The sequence below is a fragment of the Pseudonocardia benzenivorans CB1190 genome (assembly GCF_000196675.2).
Classification (GTDB): Bacteria; Actinomycetota; Actinomycetes; order Mycobacteriales; family Pseudonocardiaceae; genus Pseudonocardia; species Pseudonocardia benzenivorans.
In genome coordinates this window covers 421,021-442,809 of record NC_015312.1, presented here as the reverse complement: position 1 = coordinate 442,809, position 21,789 = coordinate 421,021, and the positions used below count along the sequence as shown (strand labels likewise).

19 protein-coding genes and 1 tRNA gene are annotated in these 21,789 nt (G+C 73.0%); 13 read left to right on the top strand and 7 right to left on the bottom strand.

The window, feature by feature from the left end; all coding sequences use genetic code 11:
- The first annotated feature begins 17 nt into the window (after positions 1–17).
- Both PSED_RS35240 and PSED_RS02075 read left to right on the top strand, forming a co-directional pair.
- A complete protein-coding gene (locus PSED_RS35240; RefSeq protein ID WP_013672613.1) occupies positions 18–272 on the top strand; it encodes a DUF4244 domain-containing protein in 255 nt (84 codons plus the stop codon).
- Between the two features lie 32 nt (positions 273–304).
- Positions 305–1,291 carry an Rv3654c family TadE-like protein gene (locus PSED_RS02075; protein ID WP_013672612.1) on the top strand — a complete coding sequence of 329 codons (987 nt, stop codon included), beginning with the start codon at positions 305–307 and terminating at the stop codon, positions 1,289–1,291.
- A 482-nt stretch (positions 1,292–1,773) separates the two neighbouring features.
- Here the strand turns inward: PSED_RS02075 and PSED_RS02070 are convergent, their stop codons facing one another.
- Positions 1,774–4,125 (bottom strand): DEAD/DEAH box helicase, encoded by a 2,352-nt coding sequence (locus PSED_RS02070; protein WP_013672611.1) that lies wholly within the window; start codon positions 4,123–4,125, stop codon positions 1,774–1,776.
- Positions 4,126–4,420: 295 nt separating this feature from the next.
- On the opposite strand from PSED_RS02070, the gene PSED_RS02065 reads away from it, so the two are divergent.
- The 5 genes from PSED_RS02065 (at position 4,421) to topA (ending at position 12,075) form a co-directional block, all read left to right on the top strand.
- Positions 4,421–6,748, top strand: a complete 2,328-nt coding sequence (locus tag PSED_RS02065; RefSeq protein WP_013672610.1) for a sodium-translocating pyrophosphatase — start codon at positions 4,421–4,423, stop codon at positions 6,746–6,748.
- Positions 6,749–7,034: 286 nt separating this feature from the next.
- Positions 7,035–7,577: a hypothetical protein gene (locus tag PSED_RS02060; protein WP_013672609.1), complete on the top strand. Its 543-nt coding sequence runs from the start codon at positions 7,035–7,037 to the stop codon at positions 7,575–7,577.
- Positions 7,578–7,689: 112 nt separating this feature from the next.
- Positions 7,690–8,283, top strand: a complete 594-nt coding sequence (locus tag PSED_RS02055) for a hypothetical protein (protein WP_013672608.1) — start codon at positions 7,690–7,692, stop codon at positions 8,281–8,283.
- 83 nt (positions 8,284–8,366) lie between these two features.
- Positions 8,367–8,993 (top strand): hypothetical protein, encoded by a 627-nt coding sequence (locus tag PSED_RS02050; RefSeq protein WP_041760313.1) that lies wholly within the window; start codon positions 8,367–8,369, stop codon positions 8,991–8,993.
- Positions 8,994–9,216: 223 nt separating this feature from the next.
- Entirely contained in the window at positions 9,217–12,075 is a 2,859-nt protein-coding gene (gene topA / locus PSED_RS02045; RefSeq protein ID WP_013672606.1) for a type I DNA topoisomerase, read from the top strand.
- 24 nt (positions 12,076–12,099) lie between these two features.
- Here the strand turns inward: topA and PSED_RS02040 are convergent, their stop codons facing one another.
- Positions 12,100–12,567, bottom strand: coding sequence for a GatB/YqeY domain-containing protein (locus PSED_RS02040; protein WP_041759190.1), 468 nt, complete (start codon positions 12,565–12,567; stop codon positions 12,100–12,102).
- A 24-nt stretch (positions 12,568–12,591) separates the two neighbouring features.
- On the opposite strand from PSED_RS02040, the gene PSED_RS02035 reads away from it, so the two are divergent.
- Both PSED_RS02035 and PSED_RS02030 read left to right on the top strand, forming a co-directional pair.
- Positions 12,592–13,530, top strand: a complete 939-nt coding sequence (locus PSED_RS02035) for a metallophosphoesterase (protein ID WP_013672604.1) — start codon at positions 12,592–12,594, stop codon at positions 13,528–13,530.
- Between the two features lie 35 nt (positions 13,531–13,565).
- Positions 13,566–13,639, top strand: a tRNA-Pro gene (locus PSED_RS02030).
- A gap of 85 nt (positions 13,640–13,724) precedes the next feature.
- On the opposite strand, the gene PSED_RS02025 is transcribed toward PSED_RS02030, so the two are convergent.
- The 3 genes from PSED_RS02025 to PSED_RS02015 form a co-directional block, all read right to left on the bottom strand.
- Complete coding sequence (locus PSED_RS02025) at positions 13,725–14,036, bottom strand: DUF6544 family protein (RefSeq protein ID WP_143770326.1); 312 nt, start codon at positions 14,034–14,036, stop codon at positions 13,725–13,727.
- 92 nt (positions 14,037–14,128) lie between these two features.
- A complete protein-coding gene (locus tag PSED_RS02020; protein WP_013672602.1) occupies positions 14,129–14,752 on the bottom strand; it encodes a hypothetical protein in 624 nt (207 codons plus the stop codon).
- 143 nt (positions 14,753–14,895) lie between these two features.
- Positions 14,896–16,293, bottom strand: a complete 1,398-nt coding sequence (locus PSED_RS02015; RefSeq protein WP_013672601.1) for a carboxylesterase/lipase family protein — start codon at positions 16,291–16,293, stop codon at positions 14,896–14,898.
- 141 nt (positions 16,294–16,434) lie between these two features.
- Between PSED_RS02015 and PSED_RS02010 the strand changes: the two genes are divergently transcribed.
- From PSED_RS02010 to PSED_RS02000, 3 genes are all read left to right on the top strand, one after another.
- Positions 16,435–17,409 (top strand): GlxA family transcriptional regulator, encoded by a 975-nt coding sequence (locus PSED_RS02010; RefSeq protein WP_013672600.1) that lies wholly within the window; start codon positions 16,435–16,437, stop codon positions 17,407–17,409.
- A gap of 13 nt (positions 17,410–17,422) precedes the next feature.
- Positions 17,423–18,061, top strand: coding sequence for a DJ-1/PfpI family protein (locus tag PSED_RS02005; protein ID WP_013672599.1), 639 nt, complete (start codon positions 17,423–17,425; stop codon positions 18,059–18,061).
- 133 nt (positions 18,062–18,194) lie between these two features.
- Entirely contained in the window at positions 18,195–19,790 is a 1,596-nt protein-coding gene (locus tag PSED_RS02000; RefSeq protein ID WP_013672598.1) for a B12-binding domain-containing radical SAM protein, read from the top strand.
- Here the strand turns inward: PSED_RS02000 and PSED_RS01995 are convergent.
- Both PSED_RS01995 and PSED_RS01990 read right to left on the bottom strand, forming a co-directional pair.
- A complete protein-coding gene (locus tag PSED_RS01995; protein WP_013672597.1) occupies positions 19,748–20,461 on the bottom strand; it encodes a TIGR00266 family protein in 714 nt (237 codons plus the stop codon). The genes PSED_RS02000 and PSED_RS01995 overlap by 43 nt on opposite strands.
- A 29-nt stretch (positions 20,462–20,490) precedes the next feature.
- Entirely contained in the window at positions 20,491–21,231 is a 741-nt protein-coding gene (locus PSED_RS01990; protein WP_013672596.1) for a phosphate/phosphite/phosphonate ABC transporter substrate-binding protein, read from the bottom strand.
- 304 nt (positions 21,232–21,535) lie between these two features.
- On the opposite strand from PSED_RS01990, the gene PSED_RS01985 reads away from it, so the two are divergent.
- Positions 21,536–21,757, top strand: a complete 222-nt coding sequence (locus PSED_RS01985; RefSeq protein WP_013672595.1) for a hypothetical protein — start codon at positions 21,536–21,538, stop codon at positions 21,755–21,757.
- Positions 21,758–21,789: the final 32 nt, after the last annotated feature.

Here is a 21,789-nt window from a genome sequence, read left to right as displayed (position 1 = left end):
CCGAGAAGGAGAACACCATGTCCCGACTGATGTCCCGCGCGATGTCCCGCATGCTGCCGCCCCCGCGGGTTCCCGTGCGGTTCCGGACCGCCCTGCTGCGCCGGGCCCGTCGGCTGCTCGCCGACGACGCCGGGATGAGCACGGTCGAGTACGCGATCGGCACCTTGGCCGCGGCGGCGTTCGCCGCGGTGCTCTACAGCGTCGTGAGCGGGGAGAACGTCGTGACCGCGCTGACCGGCCTCGTCGAACGCGCGCTGTCGACGACGGTCTGACCGGCCGCAGACCCCCGGACGACCATGGTGCGGTGACGGTCGAGGCCGCGCTCGTGCTGGGGGTTCTCGTCCTGGTGACGCTCGCGGCCGTCGGTGCCGTCCTCACCGTCGTGGCGGCGGTGCGCTGCACCGACGCCGCTCGTGAGGCCGCCCGGTTGGCCGCACGTGGCGAGCCCGAACGGGGTCGCGCCGTGGCGGGCCGGCTGGCTCCGCCGGGAGCCGCCGTCGAGATCACGACCTCCGGCGACGAGATCCTCGTCGTCGTGACCGCGGCGCCCGTCCGGCCGCTCCCGCTGCAGGTCGGCGGCCGGGCGGTCGCGGTCGCCGAGCCGGAGTCCGGTCCCGTGCCCGGCCCCGCCGGCGACGAGGAACCGCCGGCCGCGGGCTCCGGCGGAGCCGACGCGGTGCCCGGTCCGAACCCGAGCGGTGCGGGACGCGAGGCGGGCGCAGGCCTGCTGATCCTCTCCGGCACCGGCCTGCGTCGGCCGCGTCGACGGCGTCGGATCGCGCGACGGGCCACGCGGCGGGCCCCGCGACGTCAGGCGGTCGGGACCGGGACGAACCCGGCGCCGCGGCGGCCACGAGACGACGCCCACGCCGCCCGGCGGGCCGTGGGCTGCGCACCCGGCGGCGTCGGCCGCGGCCGCCCCGGCGTCCCGGCCGACGACTCCGGCGTCGCGACCGTCTGGGGCGCGGCCGTCGCGGCGTTGCTCCTTGCGATCGCGGCGGTCGGGGTCGACGTCGGATCGGCCGTCCTCGCCCGGCATCGGGCCGAGGCCGCCGCCGACCTGTCCGCGCTCGCCGCAGCCACCGACGCCGCGCTCGGCGAACGGTCGGCCTGTCCCCGCGCGGAGGCGGTCGCCGCCGCGATGGGCTCGACGGTGCGCCGGTGCACCCTCGACGGGTGGGACGCGGTCGTGGAGGTGACCGTGACCAGGGCGTTCTCCCTGTTCGGTGGCTCCGAGGCACACGCGCGCGCCCGCGCCGGTCCCGTCGAGCGCCCGGACGGTGGGCTGTGACGCCGCTGTCCGTGACCGGCATCCGGCCCAGCGCCCGAGGTCGGTGGCGTCCGTTTCGCCGCGCTCCGGTCGGCGGAAGCACGCCCACCGACAGGGCCAAGGCGCGCGCCGAGCGGTCGACCGCTCCGGACGAGCGGGGGCCCCGGACCGGTACGCGCGCCGTTATCCCACGTCCGGCGCCGGATTGCCACCCGGCGACACAGGAAGCGGCGCTCGTCGTTGCACGTGCACCGATCGGCGACGACGGGTGGCGACGACCCGGTCCGGCTGACCTACTAGACCACGTCAGGGTGACGGCACGTCGCCGGAACCCCGACGCCGAGCACGCTCCCCAGACCGCGGTGGGGCCGGAGCGCCTTAGAGCCGACCCCCATTCGGCTCCACCGCATACAGGGCCGCTGCCGGCCGGTCCGGCCCCCGACGGGTCGGCCGGCGGCGGCCGTCACGCTCGGCGGTGGTCCCGGCCGGGTCGCCGGGCGTGCTCAGCCCCGCAGGGCGCCCAGCACCAGGTCCAGCACGACGACCGCCCCCGCCTTGTCCAGCGGGTTGTTGCCGTTCCCGCACTTCGGGGACTGGACGCAGGACGGGCAGCCGGTCCGGCACTCGCACTCGGCGATCGCGGCCCGGGTGGCGGCGAGCCACCGCTGCATGACGCCGTGCCCGCGCTCCGCGAGTCCCGCGCCACCGGGATGCCCGTCGTGGACGAACACGGTCGGCAGCCCGGTCTGGGGGTGCAGGGCCGTCGACATGCCGCCGATGTCCCACCGGTCGCAGATCGCGAAGAGCGGGAGCAGCCCGATCGCGGCGTGCTCGGCGGCGTGCAGCGCCCCCGGGATCCGTGCAGGGACGATCCCGGCGTCGGCGAGGGCCGCGTCGTCGATCGTGTACCAGACCGCGCGGGTGTCCAGGGTCTGCTCGGGCATGTCGAGCGGCACCGTCTCCAGCACCCGGCCGTCGAGGGCCCGCCGCTGGTAGCCGACGACCTGCGTGGTCACCCGGGTCTCGCCGTAGCTCACGCCGACCGGCCCGTGCTCGGACCGGCACAGCTCGGCGACGATCTCGACGTCGGCGGTGGACCGGGCGTCGGTACGCCAGTCGGGGTTGTCGGGGTGGACGAGCGCGAGCCCGGCGTCGAGGTCCAGCGAGTCGACGACGTAGCTCTCCCCACGGTGCAGGTACACCGCGCCGGGGTGTGCGGTGGCGGGGGCGGAGCCGGCGTCGACGGTGCCCAGCATCCGCCCGGTCCCGGCCTCGACGAGCGCGATCTGCCCGAGCCCGGACCCCCGGATGTCGACCGACGACGCAGGCCACTCGCTGGCCGACGGCCAGAACCAGCCGGTGGGCCGCCTGCGCAGGACACCGTCGTCGACCAGCGCGTCGAGGACCGCCTCGGCGGGCGTGCCGGCGAAGACACCGTCGAGGTCGGCCGCCGTGAGCGGGAGCTCGGCCGCCGCACAGGCCAGGTGCGGCGCCAGGACGTAGGGGTTGGCGGGGTCGAGCACGCACCGTTCGACGGGCGCACCGAGCAGCGCGTCAGGGTGGTGGACGAGGTAGGTGTCCATCGGGTCGTCGCGGGCCACGAGGACGACGAGGGCCTCCTCCGCCGCCCGCCCGGCACGCCCCGCCTGCTGCCAGAACGACGCTCGCGTCCCCGGGAACCCGGCGACGACGACCGCGTCGAGCCCGGCGATGTCCATCCCCAGCTCGAGCGCGTTGGTCGAGGCGACGCCGAGCAGCCGGCCACCGGCCAGGGCGGCCTCCAGCTCGCGACGCTCCTCGGGCAGGTAGCCGCTGCGGTAGGACTCAACGCGGCCGACCAGCTCGGGCGCGGCCTCGGCGAGCAGCCGCCGCGCCCCCATCGCCGTCAGCTCCGCACCGCGCCGCGACCGGACGAACGCCAGGGTCCGGGCGCCCTCGACGACGAGGTCGGCCAGCATCCGCGCGGCTTCGGTCCCGGCGGCGCGGCGCACCGGCGCCGCGTTCTCCCCCGACAGTTCGGGCAGCAGCGGCGGTTCCCAGAGCGCGACGGTCCGCGCGGAGCGGGGCGAGCCGTCGTCGGTCACGGCGGCGACGTCGCGGCCGGTGAGCACCGTCGCGAACGGCCCGGGATCGGCGACGGTCGCGGAGGCGAGCACGATCGTCGGCCGCGCGCCGTAGCGGGCGGCGACCCGCAGCAGCCGGCGCAGCAGCAGCGCCACGTGCGAGCCGAAGACCCCGCGGTAGGTGTGGCACTCGTCGACCACGACGTAGCTGAGCCGGCGCAGGAAGGTCGCCCAGCTCGCGTGCCGGGGCAGGATCGACCGGTGCAGCATGTCGGGGTTGCTGTATATCCAGCGCGCGTTGCGCCGGGCCCAGTCGCGCTCCTCGGCCGGGGTGTCGCCGTCGACGGTCGTCGCCCGCACATCGGGCACGTCGAGCGCCTCGAGGGCGCGCAGCTGGTCGGCGGCCAGCGCCTTGGTGGGCGAGAGGTACAGCGCGGTCGCGCGGCGGTCGGCGACGAACCGGGTGAGCACGGGCAGCTGGTAGACCAGCGACTTCCCCGACGCCGTCCCGGTGGCGACGACGACGTCCCGGCCCGCGTGGGCGAGCTCGGCCCCCTCGACCTGGTGCGTCCACGGCCGGTCGATGCCGTGGGCGCGCAGGGCGTCGACGACGACGGCCGGCACCCACCCGGGCCACGCCGCCGGCCTGCCGGGACGCGCGGGCAGCTGCACGCTGTGCCGCAGCGGCGAGACGACGTCCCCGACGTCGGACCCGGCGAGGACCCGCGCGAGCAGCCGGTCGCCCCGCCCCGTGCCGGCTCCCACGGCGCGCGACGCGTCCGTCACCGACACGGCATGCTCCTCCCACCACTGCGACCCCGAGGGCACGACATCCGCCGAGCCTGACACACCGCACCGACAGTCGGACGCGCGCTCCTGACCGCGAGTTCTCGATCATGAACCCGGCGAACTCGTGATCGAACCGTTACCACAGGTGCGATACGGACAACCCTTCGCGGTGCACGTGACAGGTCACACCTACACTCTGAACGCCCGTCGTCGCTGTCACCAGGGACGACGAGCATGACGCCAGGGATGTCGTCAACGTTTCCCTGGTACCTAGAGTCCGCACGAACCAGGAGAACGCATGCCCTCGTCCACCCTCGCAGCGGGCCTCGAGCTCGGCGCGAGCGACCGCGTCGTCGTCGGCGTGGTCGCGGTGGTCGCACTCGCTGCCCTGGCCATCGGCTACGTACTGCTCCGGGAGGTTCTGGCCGCAGGCCAGGGCACCGAGAAGATGCAGGACATCGGCCGAGCGGTCCAGGAAGGTGCCGCGGCTTACCTCAACAGACAGTTCCGCACGCTCGGCATTTTCGTCGTGATCGTGTTCCTTCTGCTCTTCGCGCTCCCCGCGGACGGCATCGGCGAGCGCATCGGTCGCTCGATCTTCTTCATCGTCGGCGCGGTCTTCTCCGCGACGATCGGCTATCTCGGCATGTGGCTCGCCACCCGCGCCAACATCCGCGTCGCCGCGGCCTCGCGCGAGGCGGGCGGCCGCGAGAAGGCCACCCGGATCGCGTTCCGCACCGGCGGCGTGGTCGGCATGTTCACCGTCGGCCTCGGCCTGTTCGGCGCCTCGCTCGTCGTGTTGTCCTACGCCGGTGAGGCCCCCAAGGTCCTCGAGGGCTTCGGGTTCGGCGCCGCGCTGCTCGCGATGTTCATGCGTGTCGGCGGCGGCATCTTCACCAAGGCCGCCGACGTCGGTGCCGACCTGGTCGGCAAGGTCGAACAGGGCATCCCCGAGGACGACCCGCGCAACGCCGCGACGATCGCCGACAACGTCGGTGACAACGTCGGCGACTGTGCGGGCATGGCCGCCGACCTGTTCGAGTCCTACGCGGTGACGCTGGTCGCGGCCCTCATCCTGGGCAGCGCGGCGTTCGGCCTGCAGGGCCTGCTGTTCCCGCTGATCGTCCCCGCGATCGGCGTGATCACCGCGGTCATCGGCGTCTACATCACCAGGGCCCGTCCCAACGAGGGCGGCCTCAAGGCGATCAACCGCAGCTTCTACATCTCGGCGCTGATCTCGGCCGTGCTGTGCGTCGTCGCGGCGTACCTGTACCTGCCGGGTTCGTTCGGCCAGCTGGGCAACAACGGCCAGAGCACCCCGACCGACACGACCGTCGTCGCGGCCATGGGCGGGGCCGACCCGCGCATGATCGCGTCGATCGCGGTGATCATCGGCATCGTGCTCGCCGGCGTCATCCTGTGGCTGACCGGCTACTTCACCGGAACCGAGGACAAGCCGGTCAAGACGGTCGGCCAGTCGTCGCTGACCGGGTCGGCGACGGTCATCCTCGCCGGCATCTCGATCGGTTTCGAGTCGGCCGTCTACACGGCGATCGTCATCGGCGCGGCCGTGTTCGGCGCGTTCGCGCTGGCGACGGCGTCGATCACCGTGGCGCTGTTCGCCGTGGCACTCGCGGGCACCGGCCTGCTGACCACGGTCGGCGTCATCGTCGCGATGGACACCTTCGGCCCGGTCTCCGACAACGCGCAGGGCATCGCGGAGATGTCGGGCGACGTCGAGGGCGACGGCGTCGGCATCCTCACCGAGCTCGACGCGGTCGGGAACACGACCAAGGCCATCACCAAGGGCATCGCGATCGCGACGGCGGTGCTCGCCGCCACCGCGCTGTTCGGGTCCTACCGCGACGCGATCACCCAGGCGCTGTCGAAGGCCGGCGCCGCGGCGTCCGACGTGGGCACCGCGTTCGCCTTCGAGGTGTTCTCGCCGAACACCCTCGTCGGTGTGATCATCGGTGCCGCGGTCGTGTTCATGTTCTCGGGCCTGGCGATCAACGCCGTGACCCGCGCCGCGGGCGCGATCGTGTTCGAGGTCCGGCGGCAGTTCCGCAGCGACCCCGGGATCATGGCGGGCACGACGCGTCCGGAGTACGGCCGCGTCGTCGACATCTGCACCCGTGACTCGCTTCGCGAGCTGGCCACCCCCGGTCTGCTCGCGATCTTCGCCCCGATCGCGGTCGGCTTCGGCCTCGGTGTCGGCCCGCTGGCCGGCTACCTGGCCGGCGCCATCGCGGCGGGCACCCTGATGGCGATCTTCCTCGCCAACTCCGGTGGCGCCTGGGACAACGCGAAGAAGCTCGTCGAGGACGGCAACCACGGCGGCAAGGGCTCGCCCGCCCACGAGGCGACGATCATCGGCGACACCGTCGGTGACCCGTTCAAGGACACCGCAGGCCCGTCCATCAACCCGCTGATCAAGGTCATGAACCTGGTCTCGGTGCTGATCGCCCCGGCCATCGTGGTGTTCTCGGTCGGCGACTCGGCGTCGGGTCCGCTGCGCGTCGTCATCGCGCTGGTCGCGGTCGCGATCATCGTCGCGGCGGTCGTGGTCTCGAAGCGCCGCTCCACGGCCATCGCGGACACCCCTGTGGAGGACCCGGTCGGCTGATCGCCGAGGGCGTCGTCGTCCGTTGACGGGACGGCGTCGCCGCAGGTCACGACGGAGGCCATCCACCCCCTTTCGGGTGGGTGGCCTTCGTCGTGTCCGGAAGTCCCAGTAATGTCCGCTGCCCGCGGCGCGCCCGGGCGTCGGAGCTCCCCCGGAGGACGTGATGCGCACGAGACCGAGCAGCTCGGTCCCTGCCGCGCGCGTCCGTGGCCGTGGCAGGTCGCCGCGGCACCGTCGCCGACCGCCGCCGCCCCATCCCCCGAGACCCGAGAGAACGGAGCATCCCGTGCGCCGTACCCCCCGATCCCTGCGCGTCGCGGCGGTCGCCGTCGCGGCGGCGCTGGCCACGGTCGTCGGCGGCTGCAGCAGTGGCCCGAGCGACGCCGACGTCGCCTGGGCCGACGGACTCTGCAGCTCGATCCTGACCTTCACCGACGCGGTCAAGACGCAGCCGAACATCGACAGCTCGAACCCCGACAAGGCCATCCAGGGGCTGAGCGACTACCTCGGTACGGCGAGCACCGCGGTGCAGGGCTCGATCGACTCGATGGGGAAGCTCGGACCCTCGCCGATCGACGGTGGCGACGCCGTCGTCACCCAGCTGAAGTCGACGCTGACCTCGGTCAAGTCCTCGTTCGACCAGGCCCGCCAGCAGCTGCAGAACGTCGACACCAACGACCCGTCGGCGCTGACGGGCGCGCTGACCGATGCGTTGAGCCCGTTGCAGCAGCTGTCGAAGCTCGACACCAGCGGCCTCAACGGCAACGCCGACATCAACGCTGCCGCCGCCAAGGCCGCGAACTGCCAGAAACTGCAGCAGACCGGCTGACGCACGGGCACGACCGTCGACGGGCGGGCCGCGGACGCTCGCGGCCCGCCCGTTCCCGGGTGCGGGAGACTGGGCCCGGATGCCCGCACCAGCCCACCGGGGGAGTTCCCGAATGCCGCGCCGTTCCCGCCCGCTGACCACCGTCGTCGCCACCGTGGCGTTGGCGTTCACGGTGCTGCTGGGCGGGTGCTCGAGCGTCGTGTCGGGGACGGCGGCGGCCGATCCGTCGCCGCAGCCGACCCAGGGCCCGGGCGCCGACCCGGTGGCGTGGGTCGACAAGGTGTGCGGCTCGCTGATCCCCATGCTCGACGCGGCGCAGAAGACACCGAACCTCGCCGGCGTCAACGACCTGCCGACGATCAAGAAGTCGTTCAGCGACTACCTCGGGGCGGTCCTTTCCGGCGTGCAGCAGGGCCGCAGCCAGCTCGGCTCGGTCGGCAGCTCACCGGTCGCCGGCGGCAACGAGACGGTCACCAGGATCGACGGCCTGCTCACCCAGTTCGAGCAGAGTCTGGGCGAGGCCAAGTCCCGCGTCGACGGCGTCGACCCCAACGACGTCAACGCCTTCCAGGGCGCCCTGACCGACGCCACGACGTCGCTGGGCAAGCTCTCGACGAGCGGGGCGAGCCTGGGCGACACGAGCGGCTACGTCCGGCTGAACAAGGCGGCGGAGGCGGCCCCGAACTGCCAGCGGCTCGGCAGGTGAGCACCGACCGCTGACCGGGTGCGGCGGGCCCGTCCGGCGCGCCGACCATCGAAAGATCGAACGCATGTTCTACCGTGCGCCCCGTGGCTCAGCTGTCGCTGTTCTCCGCGGAGGCCCGCCCGGTGCGGCGGGCCGATCTCGCCGGCCTGCTGTGCGGGCCCGGGCGCATCGCGCGCTTCGGCAGCGGGACGACGGCCCGGCTGAGCCTCCAGGTCGCCGACGCGGGGCGCGCCCGCGCCGTGCGCGCCGCCGCCGCGGCCACCGGCGTCCGGCTGGAGGCCACCCCGGCCGACGACGGGACCGTCGCCCTCCGCTCGGCCTTCCGGTGCGACCTGGTCGCGCTGGCGAAGGCCTGGGCGGGTTCCGACGCCGCCGGCGGCGCCGCCGCCGCCGCCGACCGCAAGGTCGTCCCCGACGACTTCCAGCTCGACGGCTCCCTGCTTCGGTTGTGGGCACTGGCCGCGGGCCGGGCGGACGAGCGCGGCGGCTACCTGCTCGCCCTCGACCCGCTCGCCCCGCACACGCACCGACCGCTGGCCGCGGCCGCGTACCGGGCGGGCATCTCCCCGGCCCGCGTCGGCGGCGACGACCATCCGGCTCTGCGCATCTCGGGAGCTGCCCGGGTTCGCAGGCTGGTGGATCTCGTCGGCCCGGTCCCCGACCCCGTCCCGGTGGGCGACTGGCCGCGGTGGTGGGGCCGGGCCTCGTGATCGGTGTTGACGGCCTGGTTACGCTGCCGTCCGTCGTCACGCATCCGGACGTGACAGATGCAACACGCCGGGTGAGTGTGCGAACGTGGCGAACAGTGCCGGTGTTGTAGGGATACTGGCGAACCCGACCCGCTCATGTGTCGGGTGATCGAATGGCCGCAGCGTCGGCCGACGGTCGGACCGCGCTCGGCGGTACGGCCGGTGACGATGGAGTAGGACCAAGGTGGCAACCCGAACGACGCGTTCGAAGGCAGGAGCCGACGACGGCTCGGCCCCCGCCGCGGCCGGCAGCCGTCGCAACGGCACCCCGACGGCGACGACGACGGGTCGTCCGACCCGGCGGCTCGTGATCGTCGAGTCGCCGACCAAGGCCAAGAAGATCGCGCCCTATCTGGGCAAGGACTACGTCGTCGAGTCGTCGGTCGGACACATCCGCGACCTGCCGCGCGGCGCCGCGGACGTCCCCGCCAAGTACAAGGGCGAGTCGTGGGCGCGGCTGGGTGTCGACGTCGACAACGAGTTCCAGCCGCTCTACATCGTGACGCCGGAGAAGAAGGGCAAGGTCTCCGAGCTGCGCGACGCGCTCAAGTCGGTCGACGAGCTGCTGCTCGCGACGGACCCCGACCGCGAGGGCGAGGCCATCGCCTGGCACCTGCTCGACACGCTCAAGCCGAAGGTCCCGGTCCGCCGGATGGTCTTCCACGAGATCACCGAGCCCGCGATCCGCGCCGCCGCCGAGAACCTGCGCGACCTCGACCAGGACCTGGTCGACGCGCAGGAGACGCGCCGCATCCTCGACCGGCTCTACGGCTACGAGGTCTCCCCCGTGCTGTGGAGGAAGGTCATGCCGAAGCTGTCGGCGGGCCGGGTGCAGTCGGTGGCCACGCGGCTGATCGTGCAGCGCGAGCGGGAGCGGATGGCGTTCGTCTCCGCCTCGTACTGGGACATCGCGGCCACGCTCGACGCCGGCGCCGAGGCGAGCCCGCGGACGTTCGGGGCGCGGCTGGTGGCCGTCGACGGCAACCGGGTCGCCACGGGCCGCGACTTCGGCGCGGACGGACAGCTGAAATCCGACGCGGTCGCGCTCGACGAGGCCGGCGCGCGCCGGCTGGCCGAGGCGCTCGACGGGGTCGATCTGACGGTCTCGTCGGTCGAGTCCAAGCCGTACACCCGCAAGCCGTACGCCCCGTTCATGACCTCGACGCTGCAGCAGGAGGCGGGCCGCAAGCTGCGGTTCTCCGCCGAGCGCACGATGCGCACCGCGCAGCGCCTGTACGAGAACGGCTACATCACCTACATGCGTACCGACTCCACGACGTTGTCGGAGTCGGCGATCAACGCGGCCCGCACGCAGGCCCGCGAGCTCTACGGCGACTCGTACGTCTCGCCGCAGCCGCGCCAGTACACCCGCAAGGTCAAGAACGCGCAGGAGGCCCACGAGGCGATCCGGCCCGCCGGTGAGACATTTCGCACACCGGGCGAGGTCGCGCGCGAGGTCGACGGCGACGACTTCCGTCTCTACGAGCTGATCTGGCAGCGCACCGTCGCGTCGCAGATGGCCGACGCGCGCGGGACGACGATGAGCGTCCGCATCGTCGGTACGGCCGCAACGGGCGAGGAGGCCACGTTCGCCGCCTCCGGCCGCACGATCACCTTCCCCGGCTTCCTCAAGGCCTACGTCGAGACGGTCGAGGAGGGCACCGACGGGCAGGCCGACGACGCCGAGTCCCGGCTGCCGAACCTCGCCGAGGGCGCGGCGGTCACCGCGACCGAGCTGAACCCCGACGGCCACTCGACCAACCCGCCGGCCCGCTACACCGAGCCGAGCCTGGTCAAGCAGCTCGAGGAGCTGGGGATCGGCCGGCCGTCGACGTACGCGTCGATCATCAAGACGATCCAGGACCGCGGCTACGTCTGGAAGAAGGGCTCCGCCCTGGTCCCGTCGTGGGTGGCGTTCTCGGTGATCGGCCTGCTGGAGCACCACTTCGGCCGGCTCGTCGACTACGACTTCACCGCCGCGATGGAGGACGAGCTCGACGCGATCGCGTCCGGCAACTACTCCCGCACCGACTGGCTCACGAGCTTCTACTTCGGGGCCGACGAGGGCACCGAAGGCTCCGTCGCCCGCGCCGGCGGGCTGAAGAAGCTGGTCGGGGTGAACCTCGAGGAGATCGACGCCCGCGAGGTCAACTCGATCCCGATGTTCACCGACGCCGAGGGCCGCGACGTCGTCGTCCGCGTCGGTCGGTACGGACCGTACCTGGAGCGGCTGGTCGAGGGCGCCTCGCAGCGCGCGAACCTGCCCGACGACCTCCCGCCCGACGAGCTGACCGCGGAGATCGCCGAGAAGCTCTTCTCGGTGCCGCAGGAAGGCCGCTCGCTGGGCACCGACCCGGTGACCGGGCACGAGATCGTCGCCAAGGAGGGCCGCTTCGGGCCCTACGTGACGGAGATCCTGCCCGAGCCGGAGGCTCCCGCCGAGGGCACGACCACACGCAAGAAGGCCCCGGCCAAGCCGAAGCCGCGCACGGGCTCGCTGCTCAAGTCGATGACGGTCGAGTCGGTGACGCTCGACGACGCCCTGCGGCTGCTGTCGCTGCCGCGACTGGTCGGCACCGACCCGGAGAGCGGTGAGGAGATCACCGCGCAGAACGGCCGGTACGGCCCGTACCTGAAGAAGGGGACGGACTCGCGCTCGCTCACCGACGAGGAGCAGATGTTCACCGTCACCCTCGACGAGGCGCTGGAGATCTACAAGCAGCCCAAGCAGCGGGGACGTCGCACGGCCGCGGCGACCCCACCCCTGCGCGAGCTGGGCGAGGACTCCGCCACCGGCAAGAAGATGGTCATCAAGGACGGCCGCTTCGGCCCCTACGTCACCGACGGCGAGACCAACGCGTCGCTGCGCAAGGGCGACAGCGTCGAGGAGATCACCGACGAGCGGGCCTCCGAGCTGCTGGCCGACCGTCGGTCCAAGGCCCCGGTCAAGAAGGCCCCGGCACGGCGCAAGACGGCCGCGGCCTCGAAGACGACGACCACCAAGAAGGCCGCGGCGCGGCGCACGACCCCGGTCGAGTCCTGAGGTTCGGGCGGCTCGGCCGGCCGCTCAGGCGAGCAGGGCCTTCACGGCGGCGGCCACCCGGCCGCCGTCGGCCCGGCCCGCCGCGGCGGCGTTGGCCTTCTTCATGACCTGGCCCATCTGCCGCGGCCCGGGCTTCGCGCCCAGCTCGGCCTCGGTCTCGTCGACGGCCGAGCGGGCGATGACGGCGAGCTCGTCGTCGGTGAGCTGCGTCGGCAGGTAGCGGGCCAGCACGTCGGCCTCGGCGAGCTCCTGCGCGGCGAGCTCGGCGCGGCCCCCCGCGGTGAACGCCTCGGCCGACTCCGCGCGCTTCTTCGCCTCCTTGGCGATGACCTTGAGCACCTCGTCGTCGCTGAGCTCGCGGGCCTCGGTGCCGGCGACCTCGGCGTTGCCGATCGCGGTCAACGTCATCCGAAGGGTGCTCTTGACCAGCTCGTCGCGAGCCTTCATGGCGGCCGTCAGGTCGTCACGGAGGCGCTGCTTGAGTTCGCTCACGCGCGTGAACGTACCCTGCATCGTGTGAAGAGCTGGGCGCGAGTCGCACTCGGGGCGACGACGACCGGGGCCGCCGGCCTCGCCTACGCGGCGGGTGTCGAGCGGCGACGTTGGACGCTGCGCGAGGCCACGTTGCCGGTGCTCACGCCCGGTGCGCGACCGATCCGGATCCTGCACGTCTCGGATCTGCACATGATGCCGGGCCAGACGTCCAAGCAGCGCTGGGTCGCGGAGCTCGCCGAGCTCGAGCCGGACCTGGTCGTCGACACCGGCGACAACCTGGCCCACGAGAAGGCCGTGCCGAGCGTGCTGGCCGCGCTGGGCCCGCTGCTCGAACGGCCGGGGCTGTTCGTCTTCGGCAGCAACGACTACTTCGGCCCCTCGCCCAAGAACCCGGCCCGCTACCTCGGCCGCAACGAGAAGCGCAGCCACGGCGACCCGCTGCCGTGGCGCGACCTGCGCGCGGCACTCGTCGAACGCGGCTGGGCCGACGCGACGCACTCCCGCGTGTCGCTGGACGTCGACGGCGTCCGCGTCAGCGCCGCGGGTGTCGACGACCCGCACCTCGGCCTCGACCGTTACCCGCGCATCGCCGGCCGGGTCCACGACGCCGACCTCCGGCTGGGCCTCACCCACTCCCCCGAGCCCCGGGTGCTCGACGGTTTCGCCGCCGACGGCACCGACCTCGTCCTCGCCGGCCACACCCACGGCGGCCAGCTGCGGATGCCGGGCTACGGCGCCATCGTCACCAACTGCGGGATCGACCGCTCGCGGGCCCGCGGGGCCTCGCGCTGGGGCGTCCACACCTGGCTGCACGTCTCGGCCGGGCTGGGCACCTCGCCGTGGGCGCCGGTGCGTTTCGCGTGCCCCCCGGAGGCCTCGTTGCTGACGCTCGTGCCCCGTCCGGTCGCTCACGTTGCCCCGCAGGGAACCCCCGCGTCGGCGGCTGTGGACGTCGGGTAGAGTTCACGACGGCTCGCGAGACAGCGGCGGGCACTCGGGGTGTGGCGCAGCTTGGTAGCGCGCTTCGTTCGGGACGAAGAGGTCGCAGGTTCAAATCCTGTCACCCCGACTTCGCAAACGGCCAGGTCAGAGCATCGTAGGATGCTCGCGGACCTGGCCGTTCGTCGTGGGTCGGGTGTGTCCGACGTGGGGCGTCAGCGGCCGGGAGCGACCTCCAGAGCGAGGTCGGCCGGCGTCGGCTCCGCGTAGCGGAAGTCGCCGTCGGGCAGGTGCCAGACCGCGGCAGTACCCGAGCGACCGTGAGCCGCATGCGGAACAGCCGCGCCACCTCGAGCGGAGTTGTACTGCCAGGCATCGACCGCCATCCACGGCTGGTCCGGGCGGCGCCGCAGCCGGCCGGTGAAGTGCGCCCGCAGCGACCAGGGTCGCGGCCGCCCGACGACACCCATCGTCGTGAGGTGGCGGACCGCGGCCGCGGGCAGTCCGGCCAGGTCGGCGTCGGTCACCGGTTCCGCACGGGCCGGCGCGCCCGGGAGCCCCGCGGCCGCCACCCGGCGCCGGAACGCCCGGGGTGGCCGCCGCGACGGACCCCCAACGGTCACGATGCGCGGCGCGCGGCATCCGTGGCGATGGTGGCGAGGGCGGCGCGCATGATGTGGCCGACGAACGGGCGCACGAGCGTCCAGTACCGGGCGAACCGGTGCGCGCTGTCCGGGTCGCCGACCGAGGTGCGGGCCTCGTACGAGACGAGCGAGCGCGAGGTTCCGTAGGACCGGAGCGAGAAGTTCGCGGCGATCCTGCCCCAGTTCGGCTCCGCGAAGGCCGCGAACGCCTCCGGGGTCATCCCGGAGACGTCGTACCACTCGATCTGCGGCTGCCAGAACCTGCCGACGGCGCCCAGCACGATCTCGCGTTCGGCGATCTCGCCGAGGAACAGCCACCCCGGCAGCGACGGCCCGCCGCGCAGGGGCAGGTGCACCGGCGGTGGGGCGGCGGCCGGGCGCCCGCGGAGCCGACCGAACCGGTCGGGCAGCCCCCGCACGGCCATCGCCGCGTCCATGAGCGGCGAGTGCACCTGCGCGAGGTCCAGCGCGCACAGCGCCTCCCAGGTCGCGGCGCGGTCGGCCTCGACGACGGTGTGCTCGACGATCGTCCAGTCGAAGCTCGGCAGGTACCGGTCGATGAGCATCTCGGTGGTCGATGTGGACGTGGTCGTGGTCACTGTGGGTCTCCCTCCCCGGCGAGCCTCGAGGACCCTCGACGAACCTTGACGAGGCTCGACGGTCCTCCGCGGACCCACGGCGACGTAGGGTCCTTGGTCTCCCCTCGGGGGATCCTCGGGCCCGCCGCCGCGACCCGCGCCGGTCAGCACAACGGGAGCGGCGCGAACGTGTGGTCGCGCCAGATCCGCTGCGACTCCGTCTCCGGGTACGGCACGACGGCAGGTTCGACGTCGAACAACTGGACGAGTCCGTCGTCGAAGGTGGGCCAGCCCGGGTCGCCGGTCGTCGCGAACGCGATCCAGGCGGCCCGCATCCGGACCGACACGGCCTCGGCGGCCGCGACGTCGCCGACCAGCGCGGCCGGCTGCCCGCTCGTCAGGTTGCCGAAGACGAGCGGCACGTCGAGACCGTGGCAGGCGCCCAGCACTCCGTCCAGCGTCAGCTCGTAGAAGTAGGTGCCGGGGTTGCCCGAGCCCAGGTGCAGCGACGGCATCCGGAAGAGCCAGTCGCCGAGGACCCACTCGTGGAGCGCGACGGGGTCGTCGACCGCCGGGTAGGGCAGGGGCGCGAACACGTCCGCCGCGGCGGCGGCCTGCTCCGGCGACGGCGGGTCGAGCGCGGTGAACAGGCGGTGCTCGTCACGGGTGTGGCCGACGAGGAGGGCGACGTCGTGCCGTGCCTCCCACGGCGTGGTGGGCAGGACCTCGCCGTCGACGACCGGCGCGTAGAGGATCGACCGGTGCGCGGCCGCGCCCCACCTGTCGACGCGGGTGCCGATGTCGGCGGTCACCGCATCGCCCGCCGCCGCGAACAGCTCGGGGTCCACCGTCGTCAGGTCGGCGACCGTCGCCTCCATGCCGAGCTCGGCGGCGCAGGCTCCGGCCATGTCGCGCGCGAGCTCCGGGGTGAAGAAGGTCCCGGGCATGCTCTGCACGATCGCTCGTCGGAACAGACCCGCCGCCCGCGGCATCGCCAGCAGCGCCGCGACCGATCCGCCGCCCGCCGACTGCCCGAAGACGGTGACCCGCCCCGGGTCACCACCGAACCCGCGGATGTTGTCCTGCACCCATTCCAGCGCGGCGACCTGGTCGAGCAGGCCGCGGTTGGCCGGCGCCCCGTCGACCTGACCGAACCCCTCGAGCCCGACGCGGTGGTTGAACGTCACGAGCACGACGCCGTCGCGGGCCAGCCGGGTGCCGTCGTACTCGGGCAGACCGGACGTGCCGATCGCGTAGCCGCCACCGTGGATCCACACCATGACGGGCAGGCCCGCGTCGCGGCCGGGGTCGGGCGAGAAGACGTTGAGCGTGAGCCAGTCCTCGCCGCCGGTCAGCTCCTGCATCCCGAAGGCCCCGGCCTGCGGCGGCGACGGACCGAACCGCACCGCGTCGCGTATCCCGTCCCAGGCCGCGGGTGGTGCGGGGGCCGCCAGGCGCAGATCGCCGACGGGCGGTGCCGCGAACGGGATCCCGCGGAACACCGCCACCGCCGACCCGACGGGGCCACGCAGCCGTCCGCCGGTCGTCCGGACCTCGATCACGCGTCGCGACGCTAGCGGGACCCGCCCGGCCACCCCAGCGAATTTCGGCCGGTCCCGGCCGGGACCGCCGGGTGCGGCATGGCGTGATCAGTGGGGTACCGGTCGTTGACGCCACGAACCGCGGCGGGCGACCGTGGGGACGTGCCCGCCCACCGGATCGTCGTCCCGCTCTTCGACGGCATCCAGCCGCTCGACGTCACGGGCCCCTACGAGGTCTTCATGGGCGCGACCGAGTGGCTGCGGGTCCGTGACCGGGCGCCCGGCTACCGGGTCGTGCTCGTCGGGGCCGACGGCGCACCGGTCCGCGCCGAGAGCGGCATGCGCCTGCTGGCCGACGAGCAGCTTCCGGCTCCCGGCCGGGTCGACACGCTGCTGGTCCCGGGAGGTCGCGGCGCGCGGACGACGCCCGCCGACGACGCGCTCGTCACGTGGATCCGCGCCGCGGCGCCGCGCGCCGAGCGCGTGCTCTCGGTGTGCACGGGAGCGTTCCTGCTGGCCAGGGCCGGCCTGCTGGCCGGACACACCGTCACGACGCACTGGCGGTACGCCCGTGCCCTGGCCGCGGTCGACCCTGCGGTCGAGGTCCACGCCGACGCCATCCACCTCCGCAGCGGCCGGGTGTGGACATCCGCGGGCGTGACGGCCGGCATCGACCTCGCGCTGGCCGTCGTCGAGGCCGACCACGGCCCGGACGTCGCGCAGGCTGTGGCCCGCGAGATGGTCGTGTTCCTGCGCAGGCCGGGCGGGCAGAGCCAGTTCGCCGGCCCGGTGTGGACGGCGCCCGCGGGTCGTCCGACCATCCGCGCCGCCCAGGACCTCATCCACGGCGACCCGACCGCCGACCTGCGTGTGCCCACCCTCGCCCGCCGCGTCGGGATGAGCGAGCGGCACTTCAGCCGCGAGTTCACCCGAGAGCTCGGCAGCCCACCGGGCGGCTACGTCGAGCAGGTCCGCGTCGAGGCCGCGCGCGGCTTCCTGGAGACGGGGTCCGCGCCGGTCGCGGCCGTCGCCGCACGCGCGGGCTTCGGTTCGGCCGAGTCGATGCGCAAGGCGTTCCTGCGGCGCGTCGGCGTCGCCCCCGACCACTACCGACGACGCTTCACCACCGTCCACTGAGCAAGGTCCCACCATGCAGGTCGCCGTCCCGCTCTTCCCCCGCATGACCGCGCTCGACGCCATCGGCCCCTACGAGGTCCTGCAGCGCGTCCCCGACATCGACGTCGTCTTCGTCGGCGAACGTCGCGGCGAGGTCCGCACCGAGAACGGGATGCTCGGCCTGAGCGTCGACGCCACCTTCGCCGACATCCCGTCGCCCGACGTGGTGGTCGTCCCGGGCGGGATCGGCAGCCGGGCGCTGCTCGCGGGCGGGCCGCTCGTCGACTGGGTGCGCGCAGCCCATCCCGGCACCCGCTTCACGACGTCGGTCTGCAGCGGCGCGCTCGTCCTCGGCGCGGCCGGCCTGCTCGACGGGCTGACCGCCACCACCCATTGGGGGGCGTTCGACGTGCTGGCCCGGTTCGGCGCGACGCCCGTGACCCAGCGCGTCGTCGAGCACCTGCCCGAGCGGATCGTGACGGCCGCGGGGGTGTCGGCGGGCATCGACATGGCGCTGCGCCTGCTCGAGCTGCTGGTCGACGACGTCGCGGCGCAGGCCGCGCAGGTGTTCATCGAGTACGACCCGCAGCCCCCGTTCGACGCCGGGCACCCGAGCAAGGTCTCCGACGAGGTCCGGGCGCGGCTCGCGGAGTACCGCACCGTCCGCTCCTGAGCCGGGGCCGGGCGTTCGGCCCTGGCCGGGCTGCGCCGCGACGCCGTACGGTCGGGCTCAGGGCGCCGCTGCGGCGCCCGGCTGTTCCGCGAGCGTCGTTGCCTCCGACGCGCAAGCCGGCCAGGGGGTCGACATGAGAGTCGGGGTTCTCGATGTCCTGGGGCCGCCCGCCCGACGGCCGGTCGACGTCGGCTACCAGGTGCTGATCACCAAGCAGTACGCGAGCATCACCCCACAGGCGATCTCGGTGTGGTGCAGGCGGATGGGCCACAGCGTGCACTACGCCACCTACTACGGCGTGGGCCGGCCGGACCGGTTGCTCCCCGACGACCTCGACGTCGTCTTCGTCTCCTGCTACACGCAGGTCAGCCATCTCGCGTACGCGTTGGCGAAGATCTACCGCGCGGCCGGGGTCCGGACGGTCATCGGCGGCCCGCACGCCAGGGCGTTCCCGGTCGACTGCCTCCGGTTCTTCGACCTGGTCGTCGGGGAATGCGATCCGGAGCTGATCGCCGACATCATCGCCGGGCAGTTCGACCCGGGCTCGATCGTCACGTCGGAACAGCCGTTCGACGACGTGCCGACCGTCGAGGAACGGATGCCCGAGATCCGGGCGTCGGCGTTCTTCCTGGGCCGCAGGCCGCTGATGCTGTCGGCGGTGCCGATGCTCGCGAGCACGGGCTGCCCGTACCGCTGCGACTTCTGCATCGACTGGAACAGCACCTACCGACCGCTGTCGGCCGACCGGCTCGCCGCCGACCTGCGCTATCTCTCGACGCACCTGCCGGGGCGGCTCGTCGTGTTCCACGACCCGAACTTCGCGGTGAAGTTCGACGAGGTCTTCGCGACGTTGGAGGCCCAGCCCGCCGCGGGGCGGCCGCCCTACATCATCGAGAGCTCGCTGACCGTGCTGCGCGGCGACCGGCCACGGCGGCTGCGGGAGACGAACTGCGCCATGGTGGCGCCGGGCGTCGAGTCCTGGACCGACTACTCCAACAAGGCCGGCGTCGGGCGCACGGCCGGGATGGAGAAGGTCGAGAAGGTCGCCGCGCACTTCGCCGAACTGGCGGAGAACGTGCCGTACCTGCAGGCGAACTTCATGTTCGGGCTCGACACCGACCAGGGCGACGAACCCGTCGAGCTGACGAAGCGGTTCATGGACCTGGCGCCGTTCGCGTTCCCGACGATCAACATCCCGGTGCCGTTCGGTGGCACCCCCCTGCACCGGGACCTGACCTCGAGCGGCCGGATCCTCACCGAGATGCCGTTCAGCTTCTACTACGCGCCGTACCTGGTGACGACGATCAAGAACTACGACCCGGTCACCTACTACGAGAAGCTCGTCGACCTCTACTCGCACGCCTCGTCGCCGCAGATGCTGCGCCGACGGCTGGCAGGCACGACGCACCGCGCGATCCGGTACGTCCACCGGGCCCGCACGGCGGGGTTCCGCGCCGACGTCCGGAGCTTCCGGCACATCCTCGGGATGCTGCGGTCCGATCCGGCGTTCCTGGCGTTCCACGAGGGCCGCTCGTCGAGCCTGCCGGAGTACTACCGCCACCTCGGTGACCGCATGCTCGGCCGCTACACCGAGCTGCTCTCTCCCGCCGACCGGACGCCCGACCTGTCCCCGGCCCCCACCCCGCAGGCCGCGACGATCCCGCTGACGATCGAGCCGCGGGCGACTCAGTTGTCGCCGTTCCCGCCGCCGGACTTGTCCGGCAGGTAGGGCTCGATGGCGGCGGCGAGCTTGGCGGCCGTCATCGACTGCAGCCAGACGTGCCCCGGCCCGTGGATCTCGGCCATCATCAGCGCGTCGCCGAAGAACTTGTTCTTGATGCCCTTCACCGTCGCGAACTGCAGGTCCATGCCCGCGGTGAACAGCGCGAGATGACCGGGATGGACGATCATCGACTGCCCCTGCGCGAGGTCGTACTCGACGATCTCACCCGAGAGCTCGACCCACGCCCTGCCGTGGCCCGCCAGCTTCTGGAAGACCAGGCCCGCGCCGCCGAAGATGCCGGCGCCCAACCGCTTCTGCAACGCCACGGAGACCTCGACGTCGGTCGTGCTCGCGATGTAGCTGCCGGACTGGACCATGAACTCGTCGGCGGGGTCGATCGTCAGCTCCCGGATCACCCCGGGCATCCGCGCGGCGAACGCGACCATCCCGCCCGTCGGCGCGGTGTACTCGGTCAGGAAGAGCTGACCGCCGCCGAGCGCCCGTTTCAGCCCACTCATGAACCCGCCGCGGCCGCCGGAACCGAACCGTGTCGACGTCTCCAGCTGCATGCCCGGGGTGTACCAGGACACCTCGCCGCCCTCGGCCGTCACGCGCTCACCCGGCCCGAGCATGATCTCGAGGACCGGCATCGTCGTTCCCACCGTGCGTGTCTGCACTGCAGTCCCCTTGTCGGGCCGGTCGCGGGTCAGGTGCCTGGCCGCAACGTCGCCAGCATCGCGAAGAACGGGGCGACGTAGGCGTCGTCGTAGCCGATGAACGGACCGTAGATCGACCCGGCGGGCGGCGTCCATGCCACCAGCTCGGCGACCACCGATCCGGCGAGCGCGTCGTCGACGTCGTCGCGTGCGATGACGACGGGCGGGCACAGCCCGTCGACGCGACCGACGATCCGGGTGCGCCCGGCGTTGTCGGGGTTCGCGGTCCACACGTCCTCGAGCACCGACGTGCAGCGGGTCCGGCCGTCGACGACGGCGTCGATCTGCGGCTGCCACGGCGGAACGAGGACCGGCCGGAAGTACTCCTCGATGGACGCATCCTGTTGCCGGGCGAGCAGCGCCGGGGCGTACCACGACGACGAGCACGACGTGTTGACGTAGCCGAGCGTCGCGCCGGAGAGGTCGTCGACGTGGCGGGCGGGGTCGTCGGCACGCACGACGAGGACCGCGGACTGCGTCGGCTCACCGGTCCGCGACGAGGTGGCGACGGCCAGCCCGCGGTAGGCGGGGTCGTCGGCGAACCCGTGGTAGTCGGCGGCGGGGACGTACCCGAGGTCGGCCCGGTGCCGGCCGAGGATGCGGTCGATCGCCGCGAGGTCCGTCGACGGCTCGGCGATGATCCCGTGCTCGGCCAGGTAGCGGGCCCACGTCGCATCGGCGACGGTGAGTCCCAGGTTGGCGTCGAGGACGAACGTCAGTGGCCCGCTCATGAATGCGCCCCCCGAGTGGCGACGGTGATCACCGGCACGTCCGAACTCGTCCGCCGGGCGCGGTGCGTTACGTCCCGGCTCCACCGCGTAGGGCCCGCACCGTCGGCCGGTGGGCATCCGCGGCTCCGAGTGGCCGACGAGCGACGTCCCGAGGCCGAATGCGGGCCGGCGGCGAAATCGTCCGATCAGTATGTCCGAGGAAGCGCGAGAAAAGGACGTTCGACCGTCGACAAGGAATACCGCGGTCAGTACCGTTCGTGCCCGTTCGGTCAGTTTCTCGCCCGCACAGCGCAAGGAGCCAGCCATGGAAGCCGAACAACAGGCCGAGGGCGAAGTGCAGCTGCTCGTCATCCCCAAGGGCAAGATGGAGGCGGCCGAGCAGGCAATTCGCAAGCTCTTCGACGACGAGGGCAACGGCGACAACACCGGGCCCGAGCCCGATGCCACCTTCGTTCCCGACACCAGCAGCGCCACCGGATGCCGGCGGACCACTCACCACGACATCCACTGCAGTGACGACACATAGCCGCCCGCAGCACACCGGAATTCTTCACCGAA

Excerpts from the sequence above, each read along its gene's own strand:
- PSED_RS35240 (WP_013672613.1), top strand. The coding sequence starts at position 18 with ATGTCCCGACTGATGTCCCGCGCGATGTCCCGCATGCTGCCGCCCCCG.
- PSED_RS02065 (WP_013672610.1), top strand. The coding sequence starts at position 4,421 with ATGCCCTCGTCCACCCTCGCAGCGGGCCTCGAGCTCGGCGCGAGCGAC.
- PSED_RS02055 (WP_013672608.1), top strand. The coding sequence starts at position 7,690 with ATGCCGCGCCGTTCCCGCCCGCTGACCACCGTCGTCGCCACCGTGGCG.
- PSED_RS02005 (WP_013672599.1), top strand. The coding sequence starts at position 17,423 with ATGCAGGTCGCCGTCCCGCTCTTCCCCCGCATGACCGCGCTCGACGCC.
- PSED_RS02000 (WP_013672598.1), top strand. The coding sequence starts at position 18,195 with ATGAGAGTCGGGGTTCTCGATGTCCTGGGGCCGCCCGCCCGACGGCCG.
- PSED_RS01990 (WP_013672596.1), bottom strand. The coding sequence starts at position 21,231 with ATGAGCGGGCCACTGACGTTCGTCCTCGACGCCAACCTGGGACTCACC.
- PSED_RS01985 (WP_013672595.1), top strand. The coding sequence starts at position 21,536 with ATGGAAGCCGAACAACAGGCCGAGGGCGAAGTGCAGCTGCTCGTCATC.